Origin of the sequence: Bacilliculturomica massiliensis (genome assembly GCF_900605495.1) — a bacterium.
GTDB classification, from domain to species: Bacteria; Bacillota; Clostridia; order Peptostreptococcales; family Anaerovoracaceae; genus Bacilliculturomica; species Bacilliculturomica massiliensis.
Genome location: NZ_LR027603.1, coordinates 1,086,580 through 1,112,962, shown reverse-complemented (window position 1 = coordinate 1,112,962; position 26,383 = coordinate 1,086,580). Strand labels below are relative to the sequence as shown.

Here is a 26,383-nt window from a genome sequence, read left to right as displayed (position 1 = left end):
TTTGTCTCTACTTACCCTTATATTTCGGCTTATTCAGCAGATTGCACAAATCATAATAGATCGGACTTGCCATCGTAATGGAAGAAACGGTTCCCGCCGTCACGCCTACCAGCAGCGGCAGCGTAAACTCGCGGATACTGTCTCCGCCCAGAACGAACAGAGGGACGATGGCTATGATGGTGGTCACCGACGTCATGATCGAACGGCCGATGGTCTGATTGATGCTCTTGTCGATCAGCTCGTCCATCTTGTTTTTCTTCATGAACTTCAGATTTTCACGGATACGGTCGAAAACTACGATCGTGTCGTTGATGGAATATCCCACAACGATCAGCATGCCCGCGATAAAGGGACTGTTGATCTGCACGTGGAAAAGTCCATAAAAGGCCATCAGCAGAAGCACGTCGTGCAGCAGGTCCAGAATAGCCGCAACGCCGAATTTCCATTCGAAACGGATGGCGATGTAGATCAGCATGGCCACTGCCGCCAGAAGGACCGCCTTGATGGCGTTGCTCTTCAGCATCTCGCCCACGGAAGGTCCGATCAGATTGGAGGATTCCACAAAGACATCCCCCTCGGGCAGCTTGGGATCAAACTTTTTTTCCATGGAAGCGTAGAACGCGTTTCTGGCGTCGTTATCCAGCGCCGCAGTCGTCTTGATGATCACCTTTTCGTGATTCTCTCCCGCATAGATCACATCGGCCTGTATGTCGTTGTCTTTCAGAACGGCCTTCACGTCGTCCAGTTCTACCTGCTGTCCCATATTAAACTGGATCTTGGTGCCGCCTGTAAAATCGATACCGAAATTAAAGCCCCGGATCAATCCCACTCCGATCCCGATGATGATCAAAGCGATGGAGATCAGGTAAAAATACTTTCTGTATTTAATAAAAGGAATATTTGTGTTCACATTCAGCATTTTATTTTACCTCCTTTATCCCGAAGAATTTCTTCGTCGCAAGTTTGCTGTCAGCAAGGAGGGTCAGATACAGCTGTGTTACCACAACAGCGGTCAGAAGACTTGCAAAAATACCGATCATCAGAGTCATGGCGAAGCCTCTCACCGGACCGGTGCCCAGCTGATACAGGATGACCGCCGCGATAATGGTCGTGACCTGAGAGTCCACGACCGTTGACATGGCTCTCTTGAAGCCCGAATCCACCGCCACGCGGATGCTCTTTCCGTCAGCCACTTCTTCCTTGACTCTGGAGAAGATGATGACGTTTGCGTCCACTGCCATACCTACGGAAAGGATCATGCCGGCGATGCCGGGAAGCGTGAGCACGCCCTGCAGCGCCACCAGCACCCAAAACACGATGAGCACGTAAAGCAGCAGCGCGATATCGGCGCACAGTCCCATAACATGATACATAAACAGCATGAGAAGGAGGATCAGGCCGATGCCTACGGCTCCCGCGATGAGACTGGTCTTCGCCGCATTCAGTCCCAAAGTCGGTCCTTCCACCTGTGTCTCGATCTCCTGCAGACCGACGGGAAGGGCTCCACCGCGGATCAGAGCCGCCGTGTTGGATGCTTCTTCTCTCGTAAAGTTTCCTGTGATCTGACAGGTAGTGCTGGCGATAACTTCATGAACTCCGGGACTGGAGATGATCTGATCGTCCAGCATGATCATGATGATGTTGGAATTCATCCCCTCAACGGCTGAGGTGATCTCCCCGTTCATGATCTTTCTGGTGGCGTTTTCAAAAGCCGTGGCCCCTGCGGAATCAAAAGTCAGAGATACCACATACGTTCCCAAAAGGCTGGGGTCGTTTCCTCTGTAAGCCTCCCCTTTGGCGTCTTTTACGCTGTTTCCGTCCAGGATGACATGTCCATCAGCTGTAGCGAACTGGAGCTGCGCCGTCTTTCCGATGGCCTCGATGGCCGCGTCGGCGTCCTCTGCTCCCGGAAGCTCCACACGGATGCGGTCCTCCCCTTCGATGGTCACCACCGGTTCAGAGAGTCCCATCTCGTTGACACGGTTTTCGATGACCGCCTGTGTCTGGTTCATCAACTGCTTCAGCTCGCTGCCCGTGGCTTCGGTCTGGGCTTCCATGACGACGGAAACGCCGCCGACCATATCAAGCCCCAGATGCATCTGGTCCTTGAGCGGTTTGATCGGACCCGCTCCGCACAGGGAAACGTACCAGCCGCAGGCAATGAGAATAGCAAGAACGATTGCTGCTGTCTTTTTCATTTTACCTTTTACCCTTTCTCTTTCGTATTCGCCTTCCGGCGGTTCATTAGCAGACCACACCGACCGCTGCCGTCCGGCAGCGGGGCCCTGCGGTGTGGTCTGTTGAATCTTCATCACCCTCTGCTGAGAAGACCTGCAGGTCTCTTTCCGCTGAGAGCAAATGGAATGCTACAGAATATTTTACTACTTTTTGCCCTTTACAGCAAGTAAAATCACTGTTTTTCCGCCGTCTTCCCTAATTTTTCTGATTCACACCCAAAATACCGCCGATTCCGCCGAAAACCAGGCAGAGCAGATAACGGATGTTCAACAGGGCGATGGGGTTCTGCGCTCCCAAAACCGCGAACAAAATCAGGATCACCGCCAGCACGAACACGGCGGCGTAGCCCGCGCCGTAGATCAATCCCCGCTTTTTCAGCGCAGCGCCGGCCATAAGCCCAAGCAGAAAACAGGATGCGGTCAGAGCTCCCAGCACATAATACGGCATGCCCTTTTCGGGCAGCGGTCCAAAACAGAGCAGCAGCCCCATGATCCCCACGACGATCAGGAAAAACAGAGCGCTGATCCCGTAAGCCCTGGCGCTTTTCCGCAAGATTTCCAACTGTGATTTTTTACCCATATCCAAACTTCCTTTCCGTACTGTTATCAGTTTCCATGTTCCGCTTCTACATTATACGGAAAGAAATAAAATTTAGAATTCACAGCGAAAAAAACGGCGCGAAAAGGCGAAAAAATACAGCGATCTCCCGCCCCACCGCCCGTCCATAAAAAAAACAAGGACGCAGCCTTGTTTTTTTATTCATATGGATTTGTCGGTCTAACGAGCAGCTATTTTTCCAGCGAAACCGGCTCCGCCGCAGCATCCGCAGGAGTTTCCACAGGTGTTTCCGCGGGGCTTTCCGCAATGGGATCCACAGACTCCGCCGCCGGAACAGCTTCCGCTTTTTCTTCCGCGCCGAGCTTCTTCAGCTTTTTGGGAGAGACCTTCTTCGGCTTTTCTTCCTCTTCCACCTCTTCGACAACCTTCTTCTTCGTCTCAGGAGCCGCATTCTCGACCTTGGAGATGGACCACTTGGCGATATCGAATTTTGTCTTGTCCGCCCCGACCTGGATGGTCAGTCTGTCTTCCTTGACTTTTACGATCTTGCCGTAAATACCGCCGATGGTAACAACGTCATCGCCGACCTTGATACTGTTTCTCATATCGGCGACCTGTTTTTCACGTTTCTTCTGCGGTCTGATCAGCAGGAAATACATGATTGCGAACAAACCAACAATCATAATAAGCTGCATTGCCATTGGACTCATAACTCTTCCTCCTTTTTTACCTACAACAAAGATTATACCCTATGAATACCAAAATGAAAAGCCTTTTTTCGCGTTTCGCCGCTTATTTCATGATTTCCCGCTTTTCCCGGCCCCTTTTGGCAGATAATCTGCAGTCAGCGCATTGCCGGCTCCTGTCCCGCTCCCATCCGCCGAAGCTCCGACCAGACCATGGCGACGGTCACCGCCACCGATATGAAGTCCGCGGCAGGCCCGGCGTAAAGAATACCGTCGATCCCGATGAACAGCGGCAGCACCAATATCAGCGGCAGCAGAAAGAGGATCTGCCGTGTCAGAGAGAGGAAGATCCCCTTTTTCGGCTTTCCGATGGACGTGAAGAGATTGGAACTGATGGGCTGGATGCAGTTCAGAAATGTGAAGAACAGAAACACTCTGAAATAGGAGACTGCAAACTGTATGTATTCCTCTGAACCCGACCCAAACAGCGAAATGATCTGCCTGGGAAAGATCTGAAACATCAAAAAGGCCACGATGGAGATAAAAAGTCCCGCCCGGATAGCCAGCGAGTACGCCTGCTTCACCCTTGCGCAGTTTCCCGCCCCGTAATTGAAGCTGACGATGGGCTGCAGCCCCTGGGATATCCCGATGACTACCGAGAAAAAGACCATTCCCACCTTCGACACGATACCGGCGCATGCAAGAGGTATGGCCTCGCCGTATACGGACAGCGCCCCGTAATAAGTCAGCGATTTATTCATGACGATCTGAACGACCATCATGGCGATCTGGTTAAAAAAGGACGCCGCTCCCAGGGACATGATACGGCCGGCGTACTGCCGGCGCAGGACCAGATGTTCCCTCCGAAGCTTCACCGTTTTGCAGTTCCTCAGATACCGAAAGGCCAGAAAACCGGCAAACACCTGTCCCGCCACGGTGGCCAGGGCGGCTCCCGCCATGCCCATCCCAAACCCGAATATCAGGATCGGGTCCAGGATCGTGTTGATCAGAGCGCCGGAAATATTGCACACCATGGCATAGTTAGGGCTGCCGTCCGCACGGATCAGATGTCCGCCGCCGTTTGACAGGATCAGAAAAGGAAATCCAAAAGCCGTGATGCCGGTGTAAGTGCGGGCGTACGCCAGCACATTGCCGGGGGATCCGAAAAAGGTCAGCAGGGGATCGAGAAACAACAGAACGCCCACGCTGAGAAGCGTGCCGCAGCCAAAGAGCAGCACGGCGGCATTTCCCAGGTAATACACCGCCTTCTCCCGGTCTCCCCGTCCCATGGTCAGATTGAACATGGAGGCCCCGCCGATCCCAAACAGCAGCGCCAGAGACACGCAGGACGTGCTCAGCGGAAACGCCACGTTGGTGGCTGCATTGCCCAGCTCTCCCACGCTGTGACCGATAAAAAACTGATCCACGATATTATACAGCGCGGACACCAGCATGGCGATGATGCTGGGGACCGCGAATTTCCTCAGCAGTTCCCCCACCGGAAGCAGGCCCAGCGGGTTTTCTTTTTGGACGGCTCTTTCTTGTTCCACATCAGTCATAGCAGATTTCCCCTATGTATTTTCTCTCCGAAGTATCTTCAAAGCTCTCCGCCGTCTCTTGATCGCGGCGAACGCATTTCTTCATTAGAATTATCCCCGCATGTCCGCCCCTTATCCCTTCGCAGCCGGTCTGGGGGCGGCAAAACTCTTAAAACAATCATATCATATCGCCCTGCTCCCCTCAAGGACGTTCGCGAAAACTACATCTTGATTTCCACTGAAATCTATGCTATTATACTAGTGTTGCGCCGGCGTGATGGAATTGGCAGACGTGCGGGACTCAAAATCCCGTGGTGGCAACACCGTATCGGTTCGACCCCGATCGCCGGCACCAGAAAAAAACGACAGCTTCGTCGATGACGAAAGGCTGTCGTTTTTTCATATTTTTATTCTCTTATCGCACCGGCGCATCCTTTTCACGTTTCTCCTTCAAACACGACAGATACTGCATGATCTGCGGCTTGATCACTTCTAATAAATACTCTCGATTTGTCATAATTCATCTCCCTTTAACAAAATAGCAGAAACGCCCCTGATGACATCTATCATAACATCATTCGCAGCGTTTCTGCTATTTTCTTTAAATTTTGGCCGTTTACTGAAATATGCATCGGGAGTTCGACATAAACGATCCATGTCCTACTTGCTGTAGTCGTAGAAGCCCTTTCCCGTCTTTCGGCCCAGATGCCCGGCTCGTACCATGCGGCGCAGCAGCGGTGCGGGACGGTATTTGGTGTCGCCGTATTCAAAGTAGAGAACTTCCATCACGGCCAGCATGACGTCCAGACCGATCATGTCGGCCAGTTCGAGGGGACCCATGGGATGGTTCAGGCCATTTCTGACGCCCTTGTCGATATCCTCCGGCGTTCCGATCCCCTCCTCAGCCATGAAGATCGCCTCGTTGATAAATGGATCCACCAACCGGTTTACGATGAAACCGCCTTTGTCGATAGATTTGATGGTAACCTTTTTCAGCTGTTCGCCCAGTTCCAGCGTGATCTGCAGCGTCTCATCCGAGGTAACGTATCCGGTGACGATCTCCAGAAGCTTCATTACCGGAACGGGATTGAAGAAATGTGTACCGATGACCTTCTCCGGTCTTTTGGTCACACTGCCGATCTCAGTGATGGGAATAGATGAAGTGTTGGAGGCGAGCACCGCCTCCGGTCTGCAGATCTGATCCAGCCTGCGGAAGACCTCCAGCTTGATCTCCGTATTCTCTGATGCCGCTTCGATGACGAAGTCGGCATTCTTCGCGTCCTCCAGATCTGTGGTGGTGGACAGATTTGCTAAAACAGCTGTCTTTTCTTCTTCTGAGAGCTTGCCTTTTGCGGCCAGTTTGGTCAGATTCTTTTCTATTTTCTGATATCCTGCGGCGGCAAATTCCTCTTTGATGTCATGCATGATCACCTTGATGCCGTTTGACGCCGCGGTCTGAGCGATCCCCGAACCCATCTGGCCCGCGCCCACTACGAATAATTCTTTTACTGCCATCTTATCTCTCCTGTTCTGTACGATGATCCGCTTATTCACAGAGCTCAAACATCATGGCCATGGCCTGGCCGCCGCCGATGCAGAGAGAAGCGACGCCGTATTTCACCTGTCTTCTCTGCATTTCCCGCATCAGCGTAATGCTGATCCGGCAGCCGGTACAGCCCACCGCGTGTCCCAGCGCCACGGCTCCGCCGTTCACGTTGACGATGGAAGGATCCAGATTCAGGTCCTGCACGCAGGCCGCGGCCTGCGCCGCGAAAGCTTCATTCAGCTCGAACAGTCCCACGTCACTGCGGTGGATCCCCGTTTTCTTTTCCAGTTTTTCTACAGCGCTCACCGGCGCGTATCCCATGATGGAAGGATGCAGCGCCGTGGATACGGCGGCCACGTATCGGACGATGGGCTTCAGACCCAGCTCCTTGGCTTTCTCCGCGCTCATCATGAGCACCACCGCAGATCCGTCGTTGATGGGGGAAGCATTTCCCGCCGTAACGGTACCGCCCTCCTGAAAGATGGCCGGAAGCTTGGCGAAGCTCTCCAACCGCGCGTCCTTGATGTATGTCTCGTCATGGTCGAACACCACGTCTCCTTTTTTGCTCTTGATGGTCACCGGAACGATGTCTGCGTCATACTTGCCTTCCGCCCAGGCTTTTTCCGCCTTGCGGTGGCTTTCCACTGCAAACTGATCCTGCATCTCCCTCGTGATACCGCATTTCTTCGCCACATTCTCGGCTGTAATGCCCATGTGATAGTTCATGAACGGATCCACCAGGCCGTCGTGGAGCATGCTGTCCTCGATCTTTCCCGGGCCCATGCGATAGCCGAAGCGGGCTTTTTTCAGTATGTAGGGAATATCGCTCATGGTCTCGCAGCCGCCTGCGATGACCACGTCGTTGTCGCCTACCTGGATGGACTGCGCAGCCAGCTGCATGGCCTTCATGGCGGTGGCGCAGTTTTTATTGGGAGTAAAAGCCGGGATCGTATCCGGCAGTCCCGCGTAAATGGCGCATTGTCTGGCCGGGTTTGCTTTCGTGCCCGCCTGAAAATGGGTTCCGATGATCACTTCGTCGATCTGCTGCGGATCGATCCCGCTGCGTTCCACCACAGCTTTTACACACTCGGCTCCGTGCACCGGCGCCGGGATCCTGGAAAGGGACCCGCCGAATTTTCCTGTGGCTGTTCTCGCCGCTTCTACAATAACAACGTCTCTCATAACTCCCTCCGTCACTGCCGGCCAGGGCCGCTCCCCGCGGCTCCGGCCGGGTCTCATCAACTGTTAGGCTTCTTTTTCACAGAACAGATCTGCCAGATCTGCGGCCAGCTCCTTCTTCCTGTCCATGTTGGATTCCCTGAGGATCATGACCTTCATGGCCTGAGGCGAGCCCGCCCCGTGCATGGACTCAGCCAGCGCTGTTCCGCCGGACATATTCTCGATGAGCCGCGCCAGCTTGATTCTGTCGACAGCATCGAATTCTGCGTTGGCGGCCAGGAATTTGCGGATCAGATCGCCGGTCTCCGGCGCCATCAGGTCCTTCTCATACGGCAGCGTGGCGATAAAGCCCCCAGCGATATCGTGGGCCAGTCTGGCGATCTCATAAATATTTCTGGTGCAGTTCAGTTTCACTTCGTTGGCCAGAAGCGTATCCACATAGTAGTTTCCGGCCTCGGTCCTGTGCCCTTCATAGGAACATGCAAGCGAACAGCAGTACATGGTCTCAGCCAGATGGGTCATCTCGATGAGTTTATCCTTCACGTGGGAAGCTCTGGCCGTGCCGTTCATGTCGGCCATCAGAGCGGTAGCTCCGATGAGCACGTCGGAATTCCCCACCTTACATCCGCCGTAGTTCTGCCTGTGATAGGAAGCGAAACGCGTCACATAATCCTGAGCGAACTCGATCTCGCCGCACATGAACACTCTGTCCCATGGAACAAAGACGTGGTCGAGGACCGTCAGCGTCTCGCCGCCGACGATGGCATACTCCGCATTCCCTGTATCAATGTGACCCTGCAGCCTTCTCTGGTCGTTGGTCTGTCTGCCGAATATGTGGGTCACGCCTTCCGCGTCCACGGGAACGGCGCAGGCGATGGCCCAGGCTTCATCTCCCGGCAGCAGATTGGTCGTAGGCAGGATCAGCATCTCGTGAGAATTGGCCATACCGGTCTGATGAGCCTTCGCTCCGCAGAGTACCACGCCGTCGTCTCTCTTTTCCACTACCCGGGTAAACAGGTCCGGATCAGCCTGCGCGGAGGGCTTCAGGCTGCGGTTTCCCTTAGGGTCGGTCATGGAGCCTGCGATCATCAGATCGTTTTCCTGCACGTATTCCAGCCATTTCACAAACCGCTTGTGGTACTCTGTGCCGCACTTCTTGTCGATATCATAGGTAGTCATGAAGGTGGCGTTCATGGCGTCCAGTCCCACGCACCGCTGGAAGCAGGTACCGGTCTTATTGGCGATCATACGAAGCATCTTTACCTTGCTTACCAGGTCTTCTTTGCTCTGGTGGATATGTGTAAAGCGGTTGATCGTCTTGCCCGTCAGGTGAGATCTTGCCGTCATCAGATTCTGATACAGCGGATCCGACGCCAGCTCATAGGTCATAGCAGCGGAATTTACGTGGGGCCTGATCATGGGATGAGTGGTCACATCCTCGATCTTTTCTCCGTTGCAGTAAATGATCGGTTTCAGCTTCTTCAAACTTTCCCTGTACTGTTTTCCATTCATCATAATGTCCACATTCCTTTCTTATATTTGAATATTTTAATTTAATTTCCATATCAAATTTCAGCAGGGCCCGCCCAGACTCCGGATCCCTGGGGGCTGCCGCCGGTCGGCGGCGTTCCGGCTTATGACCGGCCGGCGGCGGGAAAACGCCGGCCGGCCGGTCTATTCTACGTATCTATCTGTACCGCATTTCTAGCAGCTGAGGAAGCCTCCGTCCACATAGATCACCTGGCCTGTAATATACTTTGAGGCGTCAGACGCCAGAAATACCGCTGTTCCAGCCAGGTCCTCCGGCTTTCCGAAGCATTTTTGGGGGATCCTGGAATAAAGCTCCGCCCGTCTCTCCGGGTCCTCAAATATGGGCTTCGTCATCTCCGTCTCATAGTATCCCGGTCCGATGGCGTTGGCGTTGATGCCGTACGGCGCCAGCTCGTTGGCCAGAGCCTTGGTCAGCTGGACCACCGCGCCCTTGGCGCTGCAATAGGAGACCATGTTGGGAAGTCCCAGCGTACTGGCCAGCGAAGCGATGTTGATCAGTCTGCCGTGGATGCCCTTTTCCACCATATGCTTCGCCACCGCCTGGCACATGAGAAATACAGATTTGATCTGAACATCCTGCACTGCGTCCCAGTCCTCTTCCGAACATTCAAGAATGTTTTTCCGGATATTGAGACCGGCTCCGTTGATGAGCACGTCGATGTGACCATACCGCCCAGCCACCGCGGACACCAGCGCGTCCACGCCGGCCTTGACGGACACGTCCGCCGCTATGCCTGTCACGCTGCCGCCGGTCTGTTCCGAGAGTTGGGCGGCGGCGCGGTCCAGGTCCGCCTGCTTCCTGCTGCTGATGACCACGTCCGCTCCCGCGGACGCCAGCCCGCCGGCCATGCCGTATCCCAGCCCTTTACTTCCACCGACCACGATGGCGGTCTTCCCTTTCAGAGAAAACAATTCCATTTCGATCCTCCTTTGTCTATGTACAAATCCTGCTGATACCTTCAAAACCATATCCTTGTCTATATAATACCTTTGCTCATCAGCTCCTCGATCTCCCTGTTTTCGTAGCCGCAGACGGCGAGAATCTCCTTCGTGTTTTCACCCAGACCGGGAGCGGATTCAAAGCGGTCGACCTTTGTCTCCGAATACTTGATGGGATTTCCCGGATAGATCACCTTCCCCACTACAGGGCTGTCGATCTCCACCAGCATTTCCCGTTCTTTCAGGTGGGGATCTGAGATCAGCTCGTCGATGCCAAGGATCGGTCCCACCGGCACTCCGGCCGCGTCCAGCATGTCGCAGATCTCCTTCGTGGTATAGTTCTGAGTCCACTCCTCAATGATCACATCCAGGATATCTTCGTTCATTTTTCTCTTATAATTCTGATCCAGCCGCTCATCCTGCAGCAGATCTCTGCGGTCCATGACCGTGGTCAGCTTATCGAACAGGCTGTTGTTGGCCACGGCGATGGTAACGTACCCGTCCCTGGTGCGGTAAGAATTGAACGGCGCCGAACCCAGATTCGCATTGCCGTTTCTGGTTGGCGTGACCCCCGTCAACGTCTTCGTCACCACGAAGTTTTCCAGCGTGGAGAAAGCGGTATCCATCATGCCTATGTCAATAAACTGGCCCACTCCCGTCTTTTCCCTGTAGAACAGCGCGCTGACGATAGCAAAGGCCATGTGAATACCGGCGGAGGCGTCCACGATGGAGGGTCCCAGCTTATAGGGCTTGCCGCCCGCCTCTCCCGTCAAACTCATAAATCCGCCCATGGCCTGACATACCACGTCGTAGGCGGGCTTGCACCGGTAAGGACCGTTCTGTCCGAATCCGGAGATCGAACCGTAAATGATAGCGGGATTCTTCTTTTTCAGGTCGTCGTATCCGATCCCCAGACGTTCCGCTACTCCCGGTGAAAAATTTTCTACCGCCACATCGGCCCATTCTGCCAGTCGATAGACGATCTCCACAGATTCCTTTTTTTTCATATCCAGCGCAATGCTTTTTTTATTTCGGTTGAGATATAGGTAATACCCGCTCTCCCCGTCTTTCATGGGCATGAATGCCCTGGTGTCGTCCCCGGTTCCGTTCTTTTCCACCTTGATCACTTCGGCGCCCAGGTCCGCCAGCATCATCGTGCAGTAAGGGCCGGAATACACCCGTGTAAAATCCAGAACTCTGACCCCTTCCAGCGGTCGTTTTCCATAAGTCATTTCATCCGTTCCTCCAGCTTCGTTTAATCAGATACTCATTATATTAAGCAAGACCCGTGCCAACGGGAAGAATCGCCATATTTCCACGTTTTGACCGTTTTCCGTCCATTTTTTCTTACTGCATTGATCAAGGTTTGTATTATTGATTCAATATTGAATCGTATGATTTTATTCATTTCTGAATCTTTCTGCAGCGCGTACTCTTTTCTCTCTCTTTTCTCCAACTCCGTCCACGCCGTCGGGCAGTCGCTGTTGCCCGCTTTACCGGCGGGGCCGCGCCGGAGCTGGACGTCTGCTCTCAGTTTAATTCGGAAAAAACCTGATCGAACACGGCGAGGGTCTTTTGGATATCCTCCTCTGTGTGTGCGGCGGAGATGTAAATGCGTCCTCTGCTGGAGGTGATCCTGACGCCGTAGCGGGCGGTCTTCAGGAAAACCTGATTGTAGGTCCTGGAATCTACATTCTGCAGCACATCCCGGAAATCGAGAGGGGCGCGGTCGATGCCCATCTGCATCTGCACGATCCCGCCGTGAGCTGCAGCATATATTTTTAATCCATGCTTTTTGCCTGTCTCCACGATCCCCTCGGCCAGCATCAGCCCCAGGCGCTCCAGGCGCTGGTAAAAGCCCGGCTCTGAGAGCGCTTCGATGGCGGCCAGCGAAGCCGCCACGGCGATGGGGTTGGCGTTGAATGTTCCGGATGGATGAACGCCGCAGCTCATGATCTCTCTGCTGCCGCAGACCATGGACAGAGAATATCCCGCCGCGATAGCTTTTCCGAATACGCTCATGTCGGGAGTAACGCCGAAATACTGCTGGGCGCCGCCCAGGGCCATCCGAAAACCGGTAATGACCTCGTCGAAGATCAGCAGAATGTTATACTTCTTTGTGAGCTGGCGAAGTCCATTCAGATAGCCCTCCCGGGGCATGATCGGTCCCTCGTCGCACATGTACGGCTCGGTGATGACCGCCGCGATATCCTGACCGTCCCGTATAAAGATGTTTTCAAGGATCTCCAGATCGTTCCACGGAGCGATGATCAGATCGTCTCCCGCCGCAGCACGCTGACCCGCCGATCCCAACAGCTTCCACGGCTGATTTCTGGGACCCAGACATCCCACATCACTGGCGCCGATGGTAATTTTTTGTTCATCGGACCATCCGTGGTACTGCCCCTCAAACTTCACGATCTTGTTCCTTCCCGTGTAAGCTCTCGCAACGCGAAAGGCATGCATGTTCGCCTCTGTTCCGGAGCTCTGAAAGCTGACCATCTCCGCTGAAGGAATGATCTCCGTCAGCTTTTTCGACAGCCGGCACAGCTGCGGCGTCGTGGCGGAAAACTGAGATCCCCTGCCGATCTGCTCCTTTACCGCCTCGTTCACACAGTCGGGGCTGTACCCCAGGATCATCGGACCGAAGCCTGCAACGTAATCGATGTATTCGTTTCCGTCCACATCATAGAGCTTGCTCCCCCTGCCATGAGTCATGCAGATAGGATATTCCTCCACAGCAGCCTTGTGGAAAGAACTCCCGGCTCCGTCCACCAGATACTTTTTCGTCTCTTCAAATAACGCCTTCGATTTTCCCGTTTCAAATTCTTTCATTTCTCTTCTCCAACTTAAAGAATATATAGATGCATCAAACAGACACGACGGGGACGCAGCACTCATGTCCCTCCTTTCCTCCATCGTCCTCATTTCATTGATCTCATTTACCTTCCGCTGACGCGCTCTTGCCAACTGAAGGTATTATGACTATATACTAAAGCAAGCCCCGTGCCAAGCGGGATAAGATCCATGAAATTCTATAAAAGCTGATAAAATGAAGGGCTCTGCGCTTTTTTCTCCTGGATCAGCCCTTGAATTTCCTCCTCATTTAATTTAGCTTTAAATAAAAAATCCAATTTTGAATTAAATGAATTGTCTTTTTCTGTTCCATATTGTACACTGATTCTAATGAAACAAATTGCCTGTAGACGGACTTTTTTACATGGTTCGATCTTCCTCAAAATCAAAGGAGGTCATAAAATTGCTCAATTCATCGTTTTTTCACGCACAGCTTCAGCCAACGGTCTCACCGGTTTTAGAAATATGCGCGACCTCCCCCGTCGTTCCAACGATCATGAAAGCAGCGTCCGGCGACATCGATTATCTGCTCCTGATGGAACACGGCGCCGTCGCCGGTGTGATCCGCATCCAGTCCCTGCTCATGCAGGCGGACCGCCTGGCGGTATTGACCTGGGAGGAATTTGTGGAGACCGATGTGCGGCCCATCGACATCGCCCAGTTTTCTTCCTTCAGCAAACAGAATCTGACCAACCAATATCTGCTTTTATATGACGGGCAGGAATGCGTGGGCATTATCGACAGAAAAGCCAATGATCTGCTCCATCAGCACACCATGGACAATACGCTGACCATCATCGATTCGATTCTGGATTCCTGTCACAACGGTATCATCGCCATGGATGAACAGAAGAATATCGTCTGCATCAACAAAACGGCCGCGGAAATCTGTGATGTGGACGCAGCCAAGGTGGTGGGCCGCCCCCTGCCGGAGGCCATCCCCGCCTGTTCCCTCAGCGATTTTCTATTCCAGGGAGATCCCCAGATCAATCACAAGAGCGCTTTAAACGACAAGATCATTGAAGCAAACCGCACGATCCTGAAAATACACGGGCGAAGCGTCGGCGCTATCAGCGTATTTCAGGATGTGACCGATTCCGAAAAAACTCAGCGGGAGCTTGCGCTGATCAGAGAGAGTGAAAAGAATCTGGAAGCCATCATCGAAAACTCCTACGACGGGATCTACATAACGAATGCGGAGGGCCTGACGCTCAAGGTAAACAGATCCTACAACAGGATAACGGGTATCCCAAAAGAAACCATCGTGGGACGTTACATGAAGGATCTGGTCAGGGAAGGCGTCCTCCCCGTCTATGTGACCGACGAGGTAGTCAAACAGAAAAAGCCCGTGACCCGCACCCAGACGGCTCCCAACAAGAAAAATCTCATCATTACGGGCAGTCCCATCTTCGACGAAAACGGAGAGGTGAAGCAGGTCATAACCAATGTGCGCGACATTACTGAACTGGTGACGCTGGAAAAGGAACTGCAGCTCTCCAAAATGGCGTCCAGTCTCTATCAGGAAGAACTGTTCCGCGATATCTCCTCAGAGCGCATCGTCTGTGACAGCAAGCAGACGAAGGAGGTCCTGAAGCTGGCCAAAAAGGTCTCTTCCAAGGCCTCCACCGTGCTCATCCTGGGGGAAACTGGCGTGGGCAAAGAGATCATCGCCCGCTACATACACATGAACAGTCTGAGGAAGGACAATAACTATATCAAGATCAACTGCGCGGCGATCCCCGCCAATCTGCTGGAATCAGAACTCTTCGGCTACGCCCCGGGGGCCTTTACCAACGCCAGCTCCAAGGGCAAGGTAGGTCTGTTTGAACTGGCGGACAGGGGCACCCTGTTTCTGGATGAGATCGGCGAAATGCCCCTGGGATTGCAGTCCACCCTGCTGCGTGTGCTTCAGGACGGCGAGGTGACGAGAGTCGGCGACACGAAAAGCAAAAAAGTAGACGTGAGGATCATCGCGGCCACCAATCGCAATCTGGAGGAGATGATCGCCCGGGGGACCTTCCGCAGCGACCTATTCTATCGCCTGAATGTATTTTCCATCACCATTCCGCCTCTGCGCGAACGACTGGACGAGATCCCCGGGCTGGCGGAACATTTTATCCGGGATCTGAATGAGAAATACAACGAGAACAAGATCATCACTTCCAACTTCATCAATCAGCTCATGGATTATGAATGGCCGGGAAACATCCGTGAGATGGGCAACTTTATCGAAAAACAGTTCGTCATGAGCGATGAGGACGTCATCGACAGCTTTCTGCTCAATTATCAGTCATCGGCGCAGTCCTCAGGCAGTTCCCCTGCCAAAATAACGGTGGACGGGATCATGCCCTTAAACGACGCGGTCCGCGAAGTGGAGACCATACTCATCACCCGGGCGATGCGCCGGGTGAAAACCACCTACAAGGCCGCGGCGCTGTTGGGAGTCAGCCAGCCTACGCTCTTCCGCAAGTACAAAGAATATTGCAAGACCGGGGAGGATGAGGGCGATGAAAACAGGTATTAAAGCCGGCGTGCTTTTCTGCGGCGGCTGCAATCCCAGATTCGACAGGCTGCAGCTCTACCAGCGCCTGTGTGAACGTTTTCCGGAGATCTCTTTCTCTGTATTCAATGAAGATACGGGCTGTGATTTTATTCTGCTCATCAACGGCTGCCGTTCGGAATGTCTCCTTACCGGGACTTATCCCTGCCCTGCCGCCCTGATCAACACTGGAGACCTGAACGCCGCCTGTGAGATCGTAGACCGCTGCGCACAGGCCTGCGGATGAAGGCCAGCGGACAGGCCGGACCGACGGCGCTTCCGGCAGCGCCGGCCGCCCGGCGCGATATAAAGATCTTCTGCCCGCAAAAGAGAAAAAGTCCTTCCCATCCCCAAAACAGCGGGATAGGAAGGACTTTTTCTTGTATGTATCAATGATAGCTTCAATTGACAAGAGCACACACGCCTTCTCAACTGAAGTTAGAGAGAGCGCCGCGGCTTTATCTGTTCTCGAAGGATGGAGTCCGCTTTTCCACAAAGGCTGTCATTCCTTCCGTCCGGTCTTTCGTGGAAAAAGTCGTAGTATAGGCTTCCGCCTCGTAGGCCACGCCGGATCTGAGATCTACGTTCATGCCGTTGTTCACCGCGTGTTTTGCCATCTTGATGGCCACGGGCGCCTTTGCCATGATCGTTTCAGCGATGGCCTTCGCCTGATCCATCAGTTCCTCCGCGGGGACCACCTTCTGCACCAGACCGATCCGGTAAGCCTCCTGCGCGTCGATCTGCTCCCCTGTCATGATCAGATATTTAGCCATGCCCTTTCCCACCAGCCGGGGCAGACGCTGAGTTCCGCCGTAGCCTGGAATAATGCCCAGATTGACTTCAGGCTGACCGAACCTGGCCTTTTCTGAGCAGATACGGATATCGCAGGCCATGGAGATCTCACAGCCTCCGCCCAGCGCGAATCCGTTCACTGCGGCGATGACGGGCTTGTCGATGGTCTCGATCAGCTCCATGAGCCCCTGGCCCAGCAGCGTCATGTCTCTGCCGTCTCTGATATCCAGATCCTTCATCTGTGAGATATCCGCGCCGGCCACAAAGGCGCGGCCCTCTCCCGTGAGAATGGCCGCCTTCGCTTCCGCGGCCTTGTCGATCCACTCAAACGCATGGATCAGCTCGTTGATCACGTGGGTATTCAGCGCGTTCAGCGCCTTGGGCCTGGCGATGGTCACCACGGCGATCCCGTCTTCCAGTTCCAATTTAATATTCTTATATTCCATTTTTCCCTCCTGTGCGCTTTGCTCTGCGCCGCCGTTTCTTCTCTACCGGCTTATCCATCCCTTTTCGCCGGGCTTTCGCAAGCCCCGTCCGGAATGCCGGCAGAAAACAGAATTACGCCTATTCTGTCCTGATATTATCGCAAATTACGTGCCAACAAAGGGGAGAGCGGAAGACCGATCTGAAGATAACAGCAAAGAAATGTCTCAAAGACTGGAAACTCTCATTTCTGCGTAAATAGAAAAACCGGTTCCCGCGTCCAGAGGACGTGCAGCAGGAACCGGTACAGGAAAACTTTGATTCAGTCCCGAATTAATTCCATCTGAACTGATTCAAAAACAGATCGCAAAGGGAAAAGGGAAGGCTGAATCGAACCGCGACCTTACGCGGCACTCTGGGGACCGTCCCCCTGGGCGATCAGCTGATCGATCTCATCAGCGATGCTCTCTTTCTTCATGACCTTCCAGATGATGCCGCCTACGATACCGCCCACTGCCGAGGGTACCAGCCAGGGGAATCCCATGGCCGCCAGAGGTACGGCGTTGAAGATGGAATCGATAAAGGGAACCTGCGGGATCAGCGCGTTGGCCACTGCCACCGCGTAGGCCTGGTAAAAGCCCACGATGATCGCCATCAGACAGGCGCCCTTCCATACGCCGTCGTTCAAAAACTTCTTGAACAGTCCCAATATGGTGAGGACGACGCACAGTGCGAACAGCAGCATAAAGAGCGGTCCGGAAAGCCTGATGACGAAGCTCACCCCAGTGGATGCCACCAGCATGATCACGATGGCCAGCACCAGCGCCGCCAGTTTATGAGGTACTTTTCCGTGAGACAGCTGTACCACCCAGTCCGCCGCCGTGGCGATCATGCCTGCGGCCGTGGTGAAAGTGGCAAACAGAATTGCCAGGGACAGGACTACAATGCCCGTATAACCCGCCAGATTGCGGACCAGACCCACCAGAAGCACGGTGTTGTCCGTGTCCGGCGCAAAGAGCTCCGTTCCCGTGGAGCCCAGCCAGCAAAGTCCGCCGTAGACGATAAACAGGATGACAAACGCCACCACGATGATATTTACCAGCATCATTTTCTGCGCCCTGCCCGGCTTATAGCCCTTGCCGTTGAGCGTGGCGATGAAGATACCGGCGCAGACGATGCCAGTAGCCACGTCTCCTGTATTGATCGCCGTGGTAAAGGCGTTGGTGAACGCGTTGTCCACCACTCCTCCTGTAGGCTTGCCCAGCGGGTTGACGATGGTCAGGACCACGATAGCCAGCAGGCAGATCAGCAGGACCGGGGTGATGAATTTACCGATATTGTCCATAACCGTGGACTTACTGCTGGCCAGGATAAAGGACAGGCCGAAGAAGAGCAGCAGGAAGATCCACTTGGAAACGGCCGGAAGTTCAGGAAAGATCCCCAGCAGCCCCACCTCGTAAGCTACGCCTCCGCAGCGGGGAATGGTTCCGAAACAGACTCCCAGAATTCCCACAGCCATAAACGCCACATGGAGCTTCGGATGGACGTGTCTGGTCATTTCCTGCAGGGTGCTTCCCATGTTTCCCACCGCCGCCACGGCCAGCATCGGAAATAAAATTCCGGAAAGAGCCAATCCAATGATAGCGGGTATAACTTGCGCTCCCGATACCAGACCGATCTGCGGCGGAAACACCAGATTGCCTGCGCCGAAGAAAACGGCAAACATGGCAAACCCAATGACAAGACTGTCTTTTAACACTGTTTTTTTGTCGTTGATCATATTACTCTCCCTATTGCCCCCGGACGGATCCGCTCCGCCCGGGGGACTTTACTTCAGATATGGCATCTCTTTTTTCATATGGGCCGTATGAAAAAAGGACTTACACTTATTTTCTTTCAAATACCTTTTCGCCGTCTATGTACGTCGCATCGATCTTGATCTTGTCGATATCCTCCGGAGCGACCGTCAGAATATCGTCGCTGAGTACCACGAAATCCGCGTGGAAGCCCGGCTTCAGCTGTCCTGCATTTTTCAGCTCCGTTGCGAAGGCCGAATCTCTTGTGTAGAGCTTGATGGCTGTCTCTACGTCAACGGCCTCCTCCTGCCCGCAGTCTGTGCCGTCGTAAGCATAGCGGGTCACCGCGCACTTGATGTTCGGCAGCGGATCCGAGGGCGTCGCCCAGGAGGTTGCCGGCGCGTCGGTAGAAATAGAGACGTTGACGCCTCTCTGAAGCAGAGTCCGGATCGGATAGGCGTGTTTTGTTCTCTCCGGCCCCAGATTTCTCAGGTAACTCTCGATCTCCGAATAGATGAAGATCGGCTGAAGCGCAAAGGCGAATCCGTGTTCCGCAGCCTTCTGAATGGCGTTCTCCGACGGCTCCGTCACGTGTTCGAGACGCAGATGGGGGGTATCCCCTTCCATCCATTTATCTTCCTTCGCTACCCTGTCGATGATCCGGTCGATGGCCTGACCGCCCATAGCGTGCATGGAGTACTGGCAGTGATTCTTCTTGCAGAAGTCGATGGCGCTCTCCATCAGCTCATCGGAGCATACCGGGATACCGTATTCATCGGTGCTGCCGAAATACGGCTGGCTGACCCAGGCCGTCCTTCCGGAGAAACTGCCGTCGCCTACGGTCTTTAAGCCGGAAACATGGATCTGCTGGTCTCCGTCTCTCTGCTCCTTCGGAATGGAAAAGTCCGGATCTTTCCAATAATAATCCCACATATAATAGATACCAATCCTCTGCTTAAAGCCTTTTTTTGCCGCAGCGGTGTAATACCCGTAAATATCGCCGGCGCCGAGCTGTCCGATATCCGCCGCGCCGGTAACGCCCTGGGAAGCCAAAAGCCCGCTCAGATCTACCAGTTCATCGATCTTTTCTTCTTCTGAGGACGCGGGAAGCAGCGGCATGACCAGAGTTCTTGCATTTTCGCGGAGAATGCCTGTGGGCTCGCCCTTTTCGTCCCTGTCGATCTCGCCGCCCTGAGGGTCCGGCGTATCTCTGGTGATGCCGGCCAGTTCCAGAGCTTTGCTGTTTACACAGTTTACATGGCCGCAGGTCCGGAAAATGATCACAGGAGAATCATCGCAGCCCTTATCCAGGTCGTAGCGGTTCGGCGACCGCTTCTCCGCCAGTTTCCCTTCGTCATATCCCCAGCCCTGGATCCACTGACCGGCCTCCTGCCGTTCCCTGACCTCACGGATGGCTTTTGCCAGGTCTTCCAGAGAGTTGACTGCCGGAGGCAGTGCGGAGATCTTTTTGCTGAAGTCCGCCAGCATGATCGGGTGCATGTGTCCGTCAATGAAGCCCGGCACGACCCGCTTTCCTGCCAGATCTACCGTTTCATGATCTCCCGCTGGCATATCCGCCTTCTGTCCGATCCACTGTACCCTTCCGCCTTCAACGATCATCGCTTCCGCGTAAAGATTGCTGTCGTCCGATGTAAAGATCTTTCCGTTGACATAAGCCGTACTTTTCTTAGTACTCATACGTTTTACTCTCCTTTCACCACTGCGCGGTCCAGCTTCTTTCCATGTCATGCTTTTCCGCGTGCAACGTTAACCGGTTTTTAACTGGCAGAACACCGCGTCCTCTTACAAGGCTCAAACTGATGTGTCAGATATATTTAAATATTTGCAAAATCCATACCAGGGTTCTCAGACGCAAAAAACCCGCCGTTTGGCGGGTTTCATACAAGCAGTTATAAAAAAATTTTTATTTCTCTTAAAAAATTTTTTATCTTTTAAATTTATTTTAAACGCAGCTTACTTATCCTGTAATTCAGCTTCTGCGGAGACATGGACAATTTTTCGGCCACCGCTGTCAGGCGGGGATTCTGCCGCATAGCCTCGGAGATAATAGATCTCTCGTAGTCCTCCAGCAGCTTCTGCAGGTCGATCTTACCCACCTGCAGCTTTTCTCGGATGGTCTGCAGCGGCATGAAAAGCGTTTCCTCCTCTGCGGCTCCCGGCAGCGCAGTCCCTGCAGACGGCATTTTTTCTGAGTCAGGCCGCTGCTGCCCTTCCTCTCCCATGCGGCTCAGCAGGTCCATGACGGCATACAGCGTGATGATACTTCCCGACTCCCGGTTAAAGGCGCTCTCGATGGTACTGCGCAGTTCGCGGATATTTCCCGGCCACTTCCACCTGAGAAACAGATCGGCGACCATAGAACTGACGCCCTGGATATTTTTCGACATCTTTTCATTGTAGAATCGGATAAAAAAGTCCGTCAAAAGCATGATGTCGTCTCTTCTGTACCGCAGAGGCGGCAGATTGATCTTTACTACGCTGACCCGATAGTAAAAATCCTCCCGTATCCTGCCTGCCCGGATCAAGTCCGCGGGATATTCGTTGGCTGCGCAGATGATACGCACGTCGAAGAAAACATCTTTCTCCCCGCCGATCTTTCTGACCTGCTGTTCCTCCAGGGCTTTCAGCAGCTTCGTCTGCATCATGACTTCCATGGAATTGATCTCATCGAGAAATAACGTGCCGCCGTCGGCCAGTTCAAACAATCCCTGCTTCGACTCCGCTCCGGTAAATCCGCCCTTTTCCGTTCCAAAGAACGTGCTTTCCAGCAGATTGGGAGGGATCGCGGCGCAGTTCTGGGATATAAAGGGACGGTTCTTCCGGCGGCTGAGACGGTGAAGAGCCCGGGCCACCAGCTCTTTTCCGGTTCCTGTCTCACCGTACAGAAAAACCGGCGAGTCGGTTTTTGCCACCTCCGCCACGGTCTCTTTAATTTTCATCATCTCGGCATTGCAGGTGATAATACTGTCCAAAACCGTGCGTTCCTCAACATTTTCCCGTCTGGAATCATCGATGTATTCCAACAGCCGGGTGGCGTCCACAACACCCTGTATCTCTCCGAATTCATCAAAGATCGGGTACGTGATGGCGGATATGACGACGGTCTTGTCTCCAGTACACAGGATCTGCCGGTCTATAGAGGTGATCTTGCCGGTCTTCAGGGTGCGCATCACCGTGCTCTCTTCTTCTTTCAGCGTGGAATACGCTGTAAGAATGTGTTTCCCAATGACGTTCCTGGAAAAAAGAGCGATATCCATATCCGGCGGCAGAGGGCGCAGAGTCTTGGTGTATTCGATAATGCCGTCCTTGTTGACCACTGCAATGGTATCAAACTCTCCGGTGTTGGCATTGATGATTTTTTCTATTTCACTCAGGTAATTCTTCATCTCTGTCCCTCCTTCTGTTCTATAATTTTACAATCCGCCGCGAAAAGATACAAGACAAATTGCCGGTTTCACGAAAAAAGGCAGAGCGGCTCCGGATCTTCCCGGAACCGGACTCTGCCTGATGGATTCATTCAGTCCTGTTCGATTTTCCTTATGGTACTCTTATTCCTTTTTCAGCTTTGCGATCAGCTCGCCTGCGATCACCTGCTGCGTCTCCTTGACGTAGATCTTGTCGATCGTCCCGTCGATGGTGGCGATGATGTTGGTCTCCATCTTCATGGCCTCGATGACCGCGATCGGCTGGCCGGCCTTCACGTCCTCACCCTCCTTGACCAGAACTTTGAGGATGTTTCCGGGAATATTTGCGCCGATCTCATAATCGTCGTCCGGATCTGCGATGATGATAGACTGCTTGCTGGCCTTGGTGTGAGCCGACTTGTCGTTCACGACCACGGATCTGGTAGAGCCGTTGACCTGGAAGACTACTTCGCGGTTTCCGTCCGCGTCTGGAGATTTGATCTCAAGCAGTTTGACGATCAGCTCCTTGCCCTCCTCGATCTTGACCTCGCAGGTCTCCCCCTCCTCGATGCCGTGGAAGAAGATATCGCTGCCCATAAGACGGAAATTGCCTTCCTTTTTCTGCATGGTCAGATAATCTTCAAACACCTTGGGATACAGCGCGTAGGCCAGAACGTCCCGCTCCGTGGCCTCTATTCCGAACTTTTCGTTCAGATGCGCACGGATGCCGTCGAAATCCTCGTCGGGCAGCAGCTCGCCCGGACGGCAGGTGATCGGCTTTTTGTCCTTCAGGACGATCTTCTGCAGATCCTTGGGGAAACCGCCCTCCGGCTGTCCCATCATGCCCTCAAAGTAGGATACGACAGAATCCGGGAAGTCCATGCTCTTCGCCTTCTCGCAGATGTTCTCCGGCGTCAGGTCGTTCTGCACCATGAAGATCGCCATGTCGCCCACCATCTTGGAGGACGGCGTGACCTTCACGATATCGCCCAGCATGGCGTTGACGCTCTTGTACATTTCCTTGACCTCCTGGAAGCGGTGTTCCAGTCCGAAACTCTGTACCTGAGCGCGGAAATTGGAATACTGGCCTCCGGGCATCTCGTATTTGTATATCTCCGCCGTTCCGCTCTTCAGTTCGGATTCAAACTGCGCGTACACGGGGCGGACCGCAGCCCAGTAAGATGATATCTCCTGCAGACCGTCCAGCGGCAATCCGGTGGCGCGGTCGGTGTTTTCCATGGCAGCCACGATGGAGTTCAGCGCCGGCTGGCTTGTCAGCCCTGCCAGGCTGTTGATCGCCGCATCCACGATGTCTACTCCGGCCATGGCTGCCATCAGGTTGGTGGCTCCGCCGTTGCCGCTGGTGTCGTGGGTATGCAGATGCACAGGGATCGTCAGTTCGTTTTTCAGCGCCGTGACCAGCTTATGGGCTGCCATGGGCTTCAGCAGGCCGGACATATCCTTGATGGCCAGGATGTGCGCGCCGCGTTTTTCCAGCTCTTTCGCCATCTTCAGATAATAATTCAGGCTGTATTTATCTCTCGTTTCATCCAGGATATCGCCGGTATAGCAGATGGCGGCTTCCACCACCTTGCCCTGATTTCCGGCCTCGTCCATGGCGACCTCCATGCCCTGGATCCAGTTCAGCGAGTCGAACACGCGGAACACGTCGATCCCGGCCGCCGCCGACTCTTTGACGAATCTCCTGATCACGTTATCAGGGTAATTTTTATAGCCCACGGCGTTGGCGCCGCGGATCAGCATCTGGAAGAGAACGTTGGGGATCAGCTTCCGCAGCGTGGCCAGTCTCTCCCAGGGATCTTCGTTCAGGTACCGATAAGCCACGTCGAAGGTAGCTCCGCCCCACATCTCCAGCGAGAACAGATCTGCGCCGTAGGTGGCCACCGCAGGAGCGATCTTCGTCATGTCGATGGTGCGGACCCGGGTCGCCATCAGCGACTGATGGGCGTCGCGCATGGTGGTATCGGTCAGGAGCAGGCGCTTCTGATCCAGGATCCACTTGGAGAGCTTCTCCGGTCCCTCTTTATCCAGGATCTGTTTGGTACCGTCTTTGGGCGCCGGCAGATTTTTGGGGAACACCGGCACGTCAAACTGCGGTTTCGGTCCTTTTCTCTCATTGACGGATTTATTGCCCAGGAACCGCAGAAGTCTCAGTTCTCTGTCCGCGCCGGCCTTGATATCCAAAAGCTCCGGATGATCGGCGATAAACCCGGTATCGCAGGTGCCGTTCTGGAAGTCTTCACTGTGCAGCACATTCTGCAGGAAGGAGATATTGGTCTTCACGCCCTTGATCTTCAGTTCGTCCAGGGCCCGGTTGGATTTGTTGATGGCATCCCGGAATGTCCTTCCCAGAGATGTGATCTTTACCAGAAGGCTGTCGTAGTACGGGGAGATGACAGAACCGGTGAACCCGTTTCCTCCGTCCAGACGGATGCCGAAGCCGGAACCGGTCCGGTAGATATCGATCTTGCCCGTATCCGGTGCGAAATGATTGCTGGGGTCCTCCGTGGTCACACGGCACTGGATCGCATAGCCTCTGGGACGTACGTCTTCCTGACTTCTGATCCCGATCTGGTCGGAATCCAGAGAGTATCCCTCCGCCACCAGGATCTGGGCCTGAACGATATCGATGCCCGTCACCATTTCCGTCACGGTGTGCTCCACCTGGATCCTGGGATTCATCTCGATAAAATAGTGCTTGCCGGTGCTGTCCAGCAGGAATTCCACCGTGCCTGCGCTTCTGTAATTGACGGACCTGGCGATCTTCAGCGCGTCGCTGCAGATGGCCTGACGCTGTTCCTCCGAGATGCACAGAGCCGGCGTAAACTCGATGACCTTCTGATGCCGTCTCTGGATCGAACAGTCTCTTTCGTGGAGATGAACGATATTTCCGCACTTGTCGCCCAGCACCTGTACCTCGATGTGCTTGGGCCGTTCCAGATATTTTTCGATGAAGATGTCGTCGATTCCAAAGGCTTTCCTGGCTTCGCTCTGAGCCTGATTAAACTCAGGGATCAGGTCTTTCTTGTCGCGGACGATACGCATGCCGCGGCCGCCGCCGCCCGCCGCCGCCTTCAGTATAACGGGATATCCGCAGAAATCAGCGAACTTGACCGCGTCTTCCTCACTCTTGATGGCCTCGTCCACGCCGGGTATCGTAGGCACGCCCACTTCGTGAGCGACGATCTTTGATTTGATCTTATCTCCCAGGCGATCCATCATCTTGTAGTCCGGTCCGATGAACTCGATGCCTGCTTCCTCGCACTCTCTGGCAAAATCCACATTTTCGGACAGGAAACCATATCCGGGGTGGATGGCGTCCACGCCTTTTGCTTTGGCCAGCTCAATGATCTCGCTGATGCTCAGATACGCGTCAACGGGTGATTTTCCTTTTCCCACCTGATAGGATTCGTCCGCCTTCGTCCGGAACAGAGAATTTTTGTCCTCTTCCGAATAAATGGCGACGGACCGGATGCCCAGCTCACTGCAGGCCCGGAAGACTCTGATCGCGATTTCCCCGCGGTTTGCGACCAGGATACGCTTAAATTTTTTCATCGCACTTTCCTCTCTATATTTTAAATTTATTTTTTTACCTGACTGACGATCATAGATACCCCTTTTTCCTGCGCGACGGGATAGAGGCGGCTGCAAATAATCGGCCTTAATTTTTATATGATATCAAAAAATGAAGTAAAACGCAAGGCCTGGGAATTACAAACACAAATTCTTTCCGTCAATTTTCGCAAAAAAGATCGGCGCACGATTCTTCAAAAGTGCGCCGATCCTCAGCTCTTGTGAACGACTATTACTTCTTTTGTTTTTTTGCGGCTCTCTGTGCTTTTCGCACTTCTTCCCTATGCAGCACTTGTTCTTCAGTGAGATCCTCGATATAGACGGCCGGATTCATGTGCGCCGCAAGTTTCAGCACTGCTCTGCAGTCGGCGGGATCCATGATATAGGAGCGCGTGACCACGCCCTTTCCGATATGCAGCATAACATTGGGTCTGGCTCTTCTATGATCCACATGGAGGGTCGTGATCTCATCCCAGCTCCAATAGTTGTGCATGATCCGTCCGAAAAGCATATACTGAATATCGACGCCATCTTCTGAGATGATCTGCTCTTTTTTAAAAAAGCATGCCGGCATGACCAGGATCGTAATGGGGACATAAGCCCAGCGCCCGGCCAGTATTTCAACAGCCAGCATATAACCGGCAATGATAAAGATCGCGGCTTTGATCCAGGTTTTTCGTTCGGGAAGAATTCCTTTGTATTTCATGCCAATACATCTTTCCA

19 protein-coding genes and 1 tRNA gene are annotated in these 26,383 nt (G+C 53.6%); 3 read left to right on the top strand and 17 right to left on the bottom strand.

The features are described from left to right. Nucleotides 1-7 precede the first annotated feature (7 nt). From secF to E0E37_RS14320, 5 genes are all read right to left on the bottom strand, one after another. Nucleotides 8-919: a protein translocase subunit SecF gene (gene secF, locus E0E37_RS14340; protein ID WP_130863682.1), complete on the bottom strand. Its 912-nt coding sequence runs from the start codon at nt 917-919 to the stop codon at nt 8-10. A 1-nt stretch (nt 920) separates the two neighbouring features. Beyond that, on the bottom strand, nt 921-2,198 hold the full coding sequence (secD, locus tag E0E37_RS14335; RefSeq protein WP_130863681.1) for a protein translocase subunit SecD: 1,278 nt from the start codon (nt 2,196-2,198) through the stop codon (nt 921-923). Between the two features lie 235 nt (nt 2,199-2,433). Continuing rightward, nucleotides 2,434-2,817: a TIGR04086 family membrane protein gene (locus tag E0E37_RS14330; protein ID WP_130863680.1), complete on the bottom strand. Its 384-nt coding sequence runs from the start codon at nt 2,815-2,817 to the stop codon at nt 2,434-2,436. A 209-nt stretch (nt 2,818-3,026) separates the two neighbouring features. Next, the gene (gene yajC, locus E0E37_RS14325; RefSeq protein WP_246019740.1) at nt 3,027-3,506 is read right to left on the bottom strand and encodes a preprotein translocase subunit YajC; all 480 of its coding nucleotides are present in this window, start codon (nt 3,504-3,506) and stop codon (nt 3,027-3,029) included. Nucleotides 3,507-3,640: 134 nt separating this feature from the next. Next, nucleotides 3,641-5,041: an MATE family efflux transporter gene (locus tag E0E37_RS14320; protein ID WP_130863679.1), complete on the bottom strand. Its 1,401-nt coding sequence runs from the start codon at nt 5,039-5,041 to the stop codon at nt 3,641-3,643. A gap of 247 nt (nt 5,042-5,288) precedes the next feature. On the opposite strand from E0E37_RS14320, the gene E0E37_RS14315 reads away from it, so the two are divergent. Beyond that, nucleotides 5,289-5,375, top strand: a tRNA-Leu gene (locus E0E37_RS14315). A 305-nt stretch (nt 5,376-5,680) separates the two neighbouring features. Here E0E37_RS14315 and E0E37_RS14310 read toward each other — a convergent pair. The 6 genes from E0E37_RS14310 to E0E37_RS14285 form a co-directional block, all read right to left on the bottom strand. Then, nucleotides 5,681-6,535, bottom strand: coding sequence for a 3-hydroxyacyl-CoA dehydrogenase family protein (locus tag E0E37_RS14310; protein ID WP_130863678.1), 855 nt, complete (start codon nt 6,533-6,535; stop codon nt 5,681-5,683). A 31-nt stretch (nt 6,536-6,566) separates the two neighbouring features. After that, nucleotides 6,567-7,748, bottom strand: coding sequence for a thiolase family protein (locus tag E0E37_RS14305; protein ID WP_130863677.1), 1,182 nt, complete (start codon nt 7,746-7,748; stop codon nt 6,567-6,569). A 63-nt stretch (nt 7,749-7,811) separates the two neighbouring features. Next, a complete protein-coding gene (locus E0E37_RS14300; RefSeq protein WP_130863676.1) occupies nt 7,812-9,260 on the bottom strand; it encodes a 4-hydroxyphenylacetate 3-hydroxylase family protein in 1,449 nt (482 codons plus the stop codon). 189 nt (nt 9,261-9,449) lie between these two features. Continuing rightward, complete coding sequence (locus E0E37_RS14295; protein ID WP_130863675.1) at nt 9,450-10,214, bottom strand: SDR family NAD(P)-dependent oxidoreductase; 765 nt, start codon at nt 10,212-10,214, stop codon at nt 9,450-9,452. A 59-nt stretch (nt 10,215-10,273) separates the two neighbouring features. Further along, nucleotides 10,274-11,467 (bottom strand): CaiB/BaiF CoA transferase family protein, encoded by a 1,194-nt coding sequence (locus E0E37_RS14290; RefSeq protein ID WP_130863674.1) that lies wholly within the window; start codon nt 11,465-11,467, stop codon nt 10,274-10,276. Between the two features lie 298 nt (nt 11,468-11,765). Continuing rightward, nucleotides 11,766-13,070 carry an aspartate aminotransferase family protein gene (locus E0E37_RS14285; protein ID WP_130863673.1) on the bottom strand — a complete coding sequence of 435 codons (1,305 nt, stop codon included), beginning with the start codon at nt 13,068-13,070 and terminating at the stop codon, nt 11,766-11,768. Between the two features lie 424 nt (nt 13,071-13,494). Between E0E37_RS14285 and E0E37_RS14280 the strand changes: the two genes are divergently transcribed. Continuing rightward, nucleotides 13,495-15,615, top strand: coding sequence for a sigma 54-interacting transcriptional regulator (locus E0E37_RS14280; protein ID WP_165445371.1), 2,121 nt, complete (start codon nt 13,495-13,497; stop codon nt 15,613-15,615). Next, nucleotides 15,599-15,877: a SelT/SelW/SelH family protein gene (locus E0E37_RS14275; protein ID WP_130863671.1), complete on the top strand. Its 279-nt coding sequence runs from the start codon at nt 15,599-15,601 to the stop codon at nt 15,875-15,877. The genes E0E37_RS14280 and E0E37_RS14275 overlap by 17 nt, the downstream gene beginning before the upstream one ends. Before the next feature lie 211 nt (nt 15,878-16,088). On the opposite strand, the gene E0E37_RS14270 is transcribed toward E0E37_RS14275, so the two are convergent. The 6 genes from E0E37_RS14270 to E0E37_RS14245 all read right to left on the bottom strand — a co-directional run bounded on the left by E0E37_RS14270 (nt 16,089) and on the right by E0E37_RS14245 (nt 26,366). Beyond that, nucleotides 16,089-16,868 (bottom strand): enoyl-CoA hydratase-related protein, encoded by a 780-nt coding sequence (locus tag E0E37_RS14270; RefSeq protein ID WP_130863670.1) that lies wholly within the window; start codon nt 16,866-16,868, stop codon nt 16,089-16,091. A 380-nt stretch (nt 16,869-17,248) separates the two neighbouring features. Next, complete coding sequence (locus E0E37_RS14265; protein WP_130863669.1) at nt 17,249-18,625, bottom strand: branched-chain amino acid transport system II carrier protein; 1,377 nt, start codon at nt 18,623-18,625, stop codon at nt 17,249-17,251. A gap of 106 nt (nt 18,626-18,731) precedes the next feature. After that, nucleotides 18,732-20,339, bottom strand: coding sequence for an amidohydrolase (locus tag E0E37_RS14260; RefSeq protein ID WP_130863668.1), 1,608 nt, complete (start codon nt 20,337-20,339; stop codon nt 18,732-18,734). Nucleotides 20,340-20,599: 260 nt separating this feature from the next. Beyond that, nucleotides 20,600-22,048 carry a sigma-54 interaction domain-containing protein gene (locus E0E37_RS14255; protein ID WP_130863667.1) on the bottom strand — a complete coding sequence of 483 codons (1,449 nt, stop codon included), beginning with the start codon at nt 22,046-22,048 and terminating at the stop codon, nt 20,600-20,602. Nucleotides 22,049-22,210: 162 nt separating this feature from the next. Beyond that, nucleotides 22,211-25,642, bottom strand: coding sequence for a pyruvate carboxylase (locus E0E37_RS14250; RefSeq protein WP_130863666.1), 3,432 nt, complete (start codon nt 25,640-25,642; stop codon nt 22,211-22,213). 250 nt (nt 25,643-25,892) lie between these two features. Next, complete coding sequence (locus E0E37_RS14245) at nt 25,893-26,366, bottom strand: hypothetical protein (RefSeq protein ID WP_130863665.1); 474 nt, start codon at nt 26,364-26,366, stop codon at nt 25,893-25,895. Between the last annotated feature and the right edge of the window lie 17 nt (nt 26,367-26,383).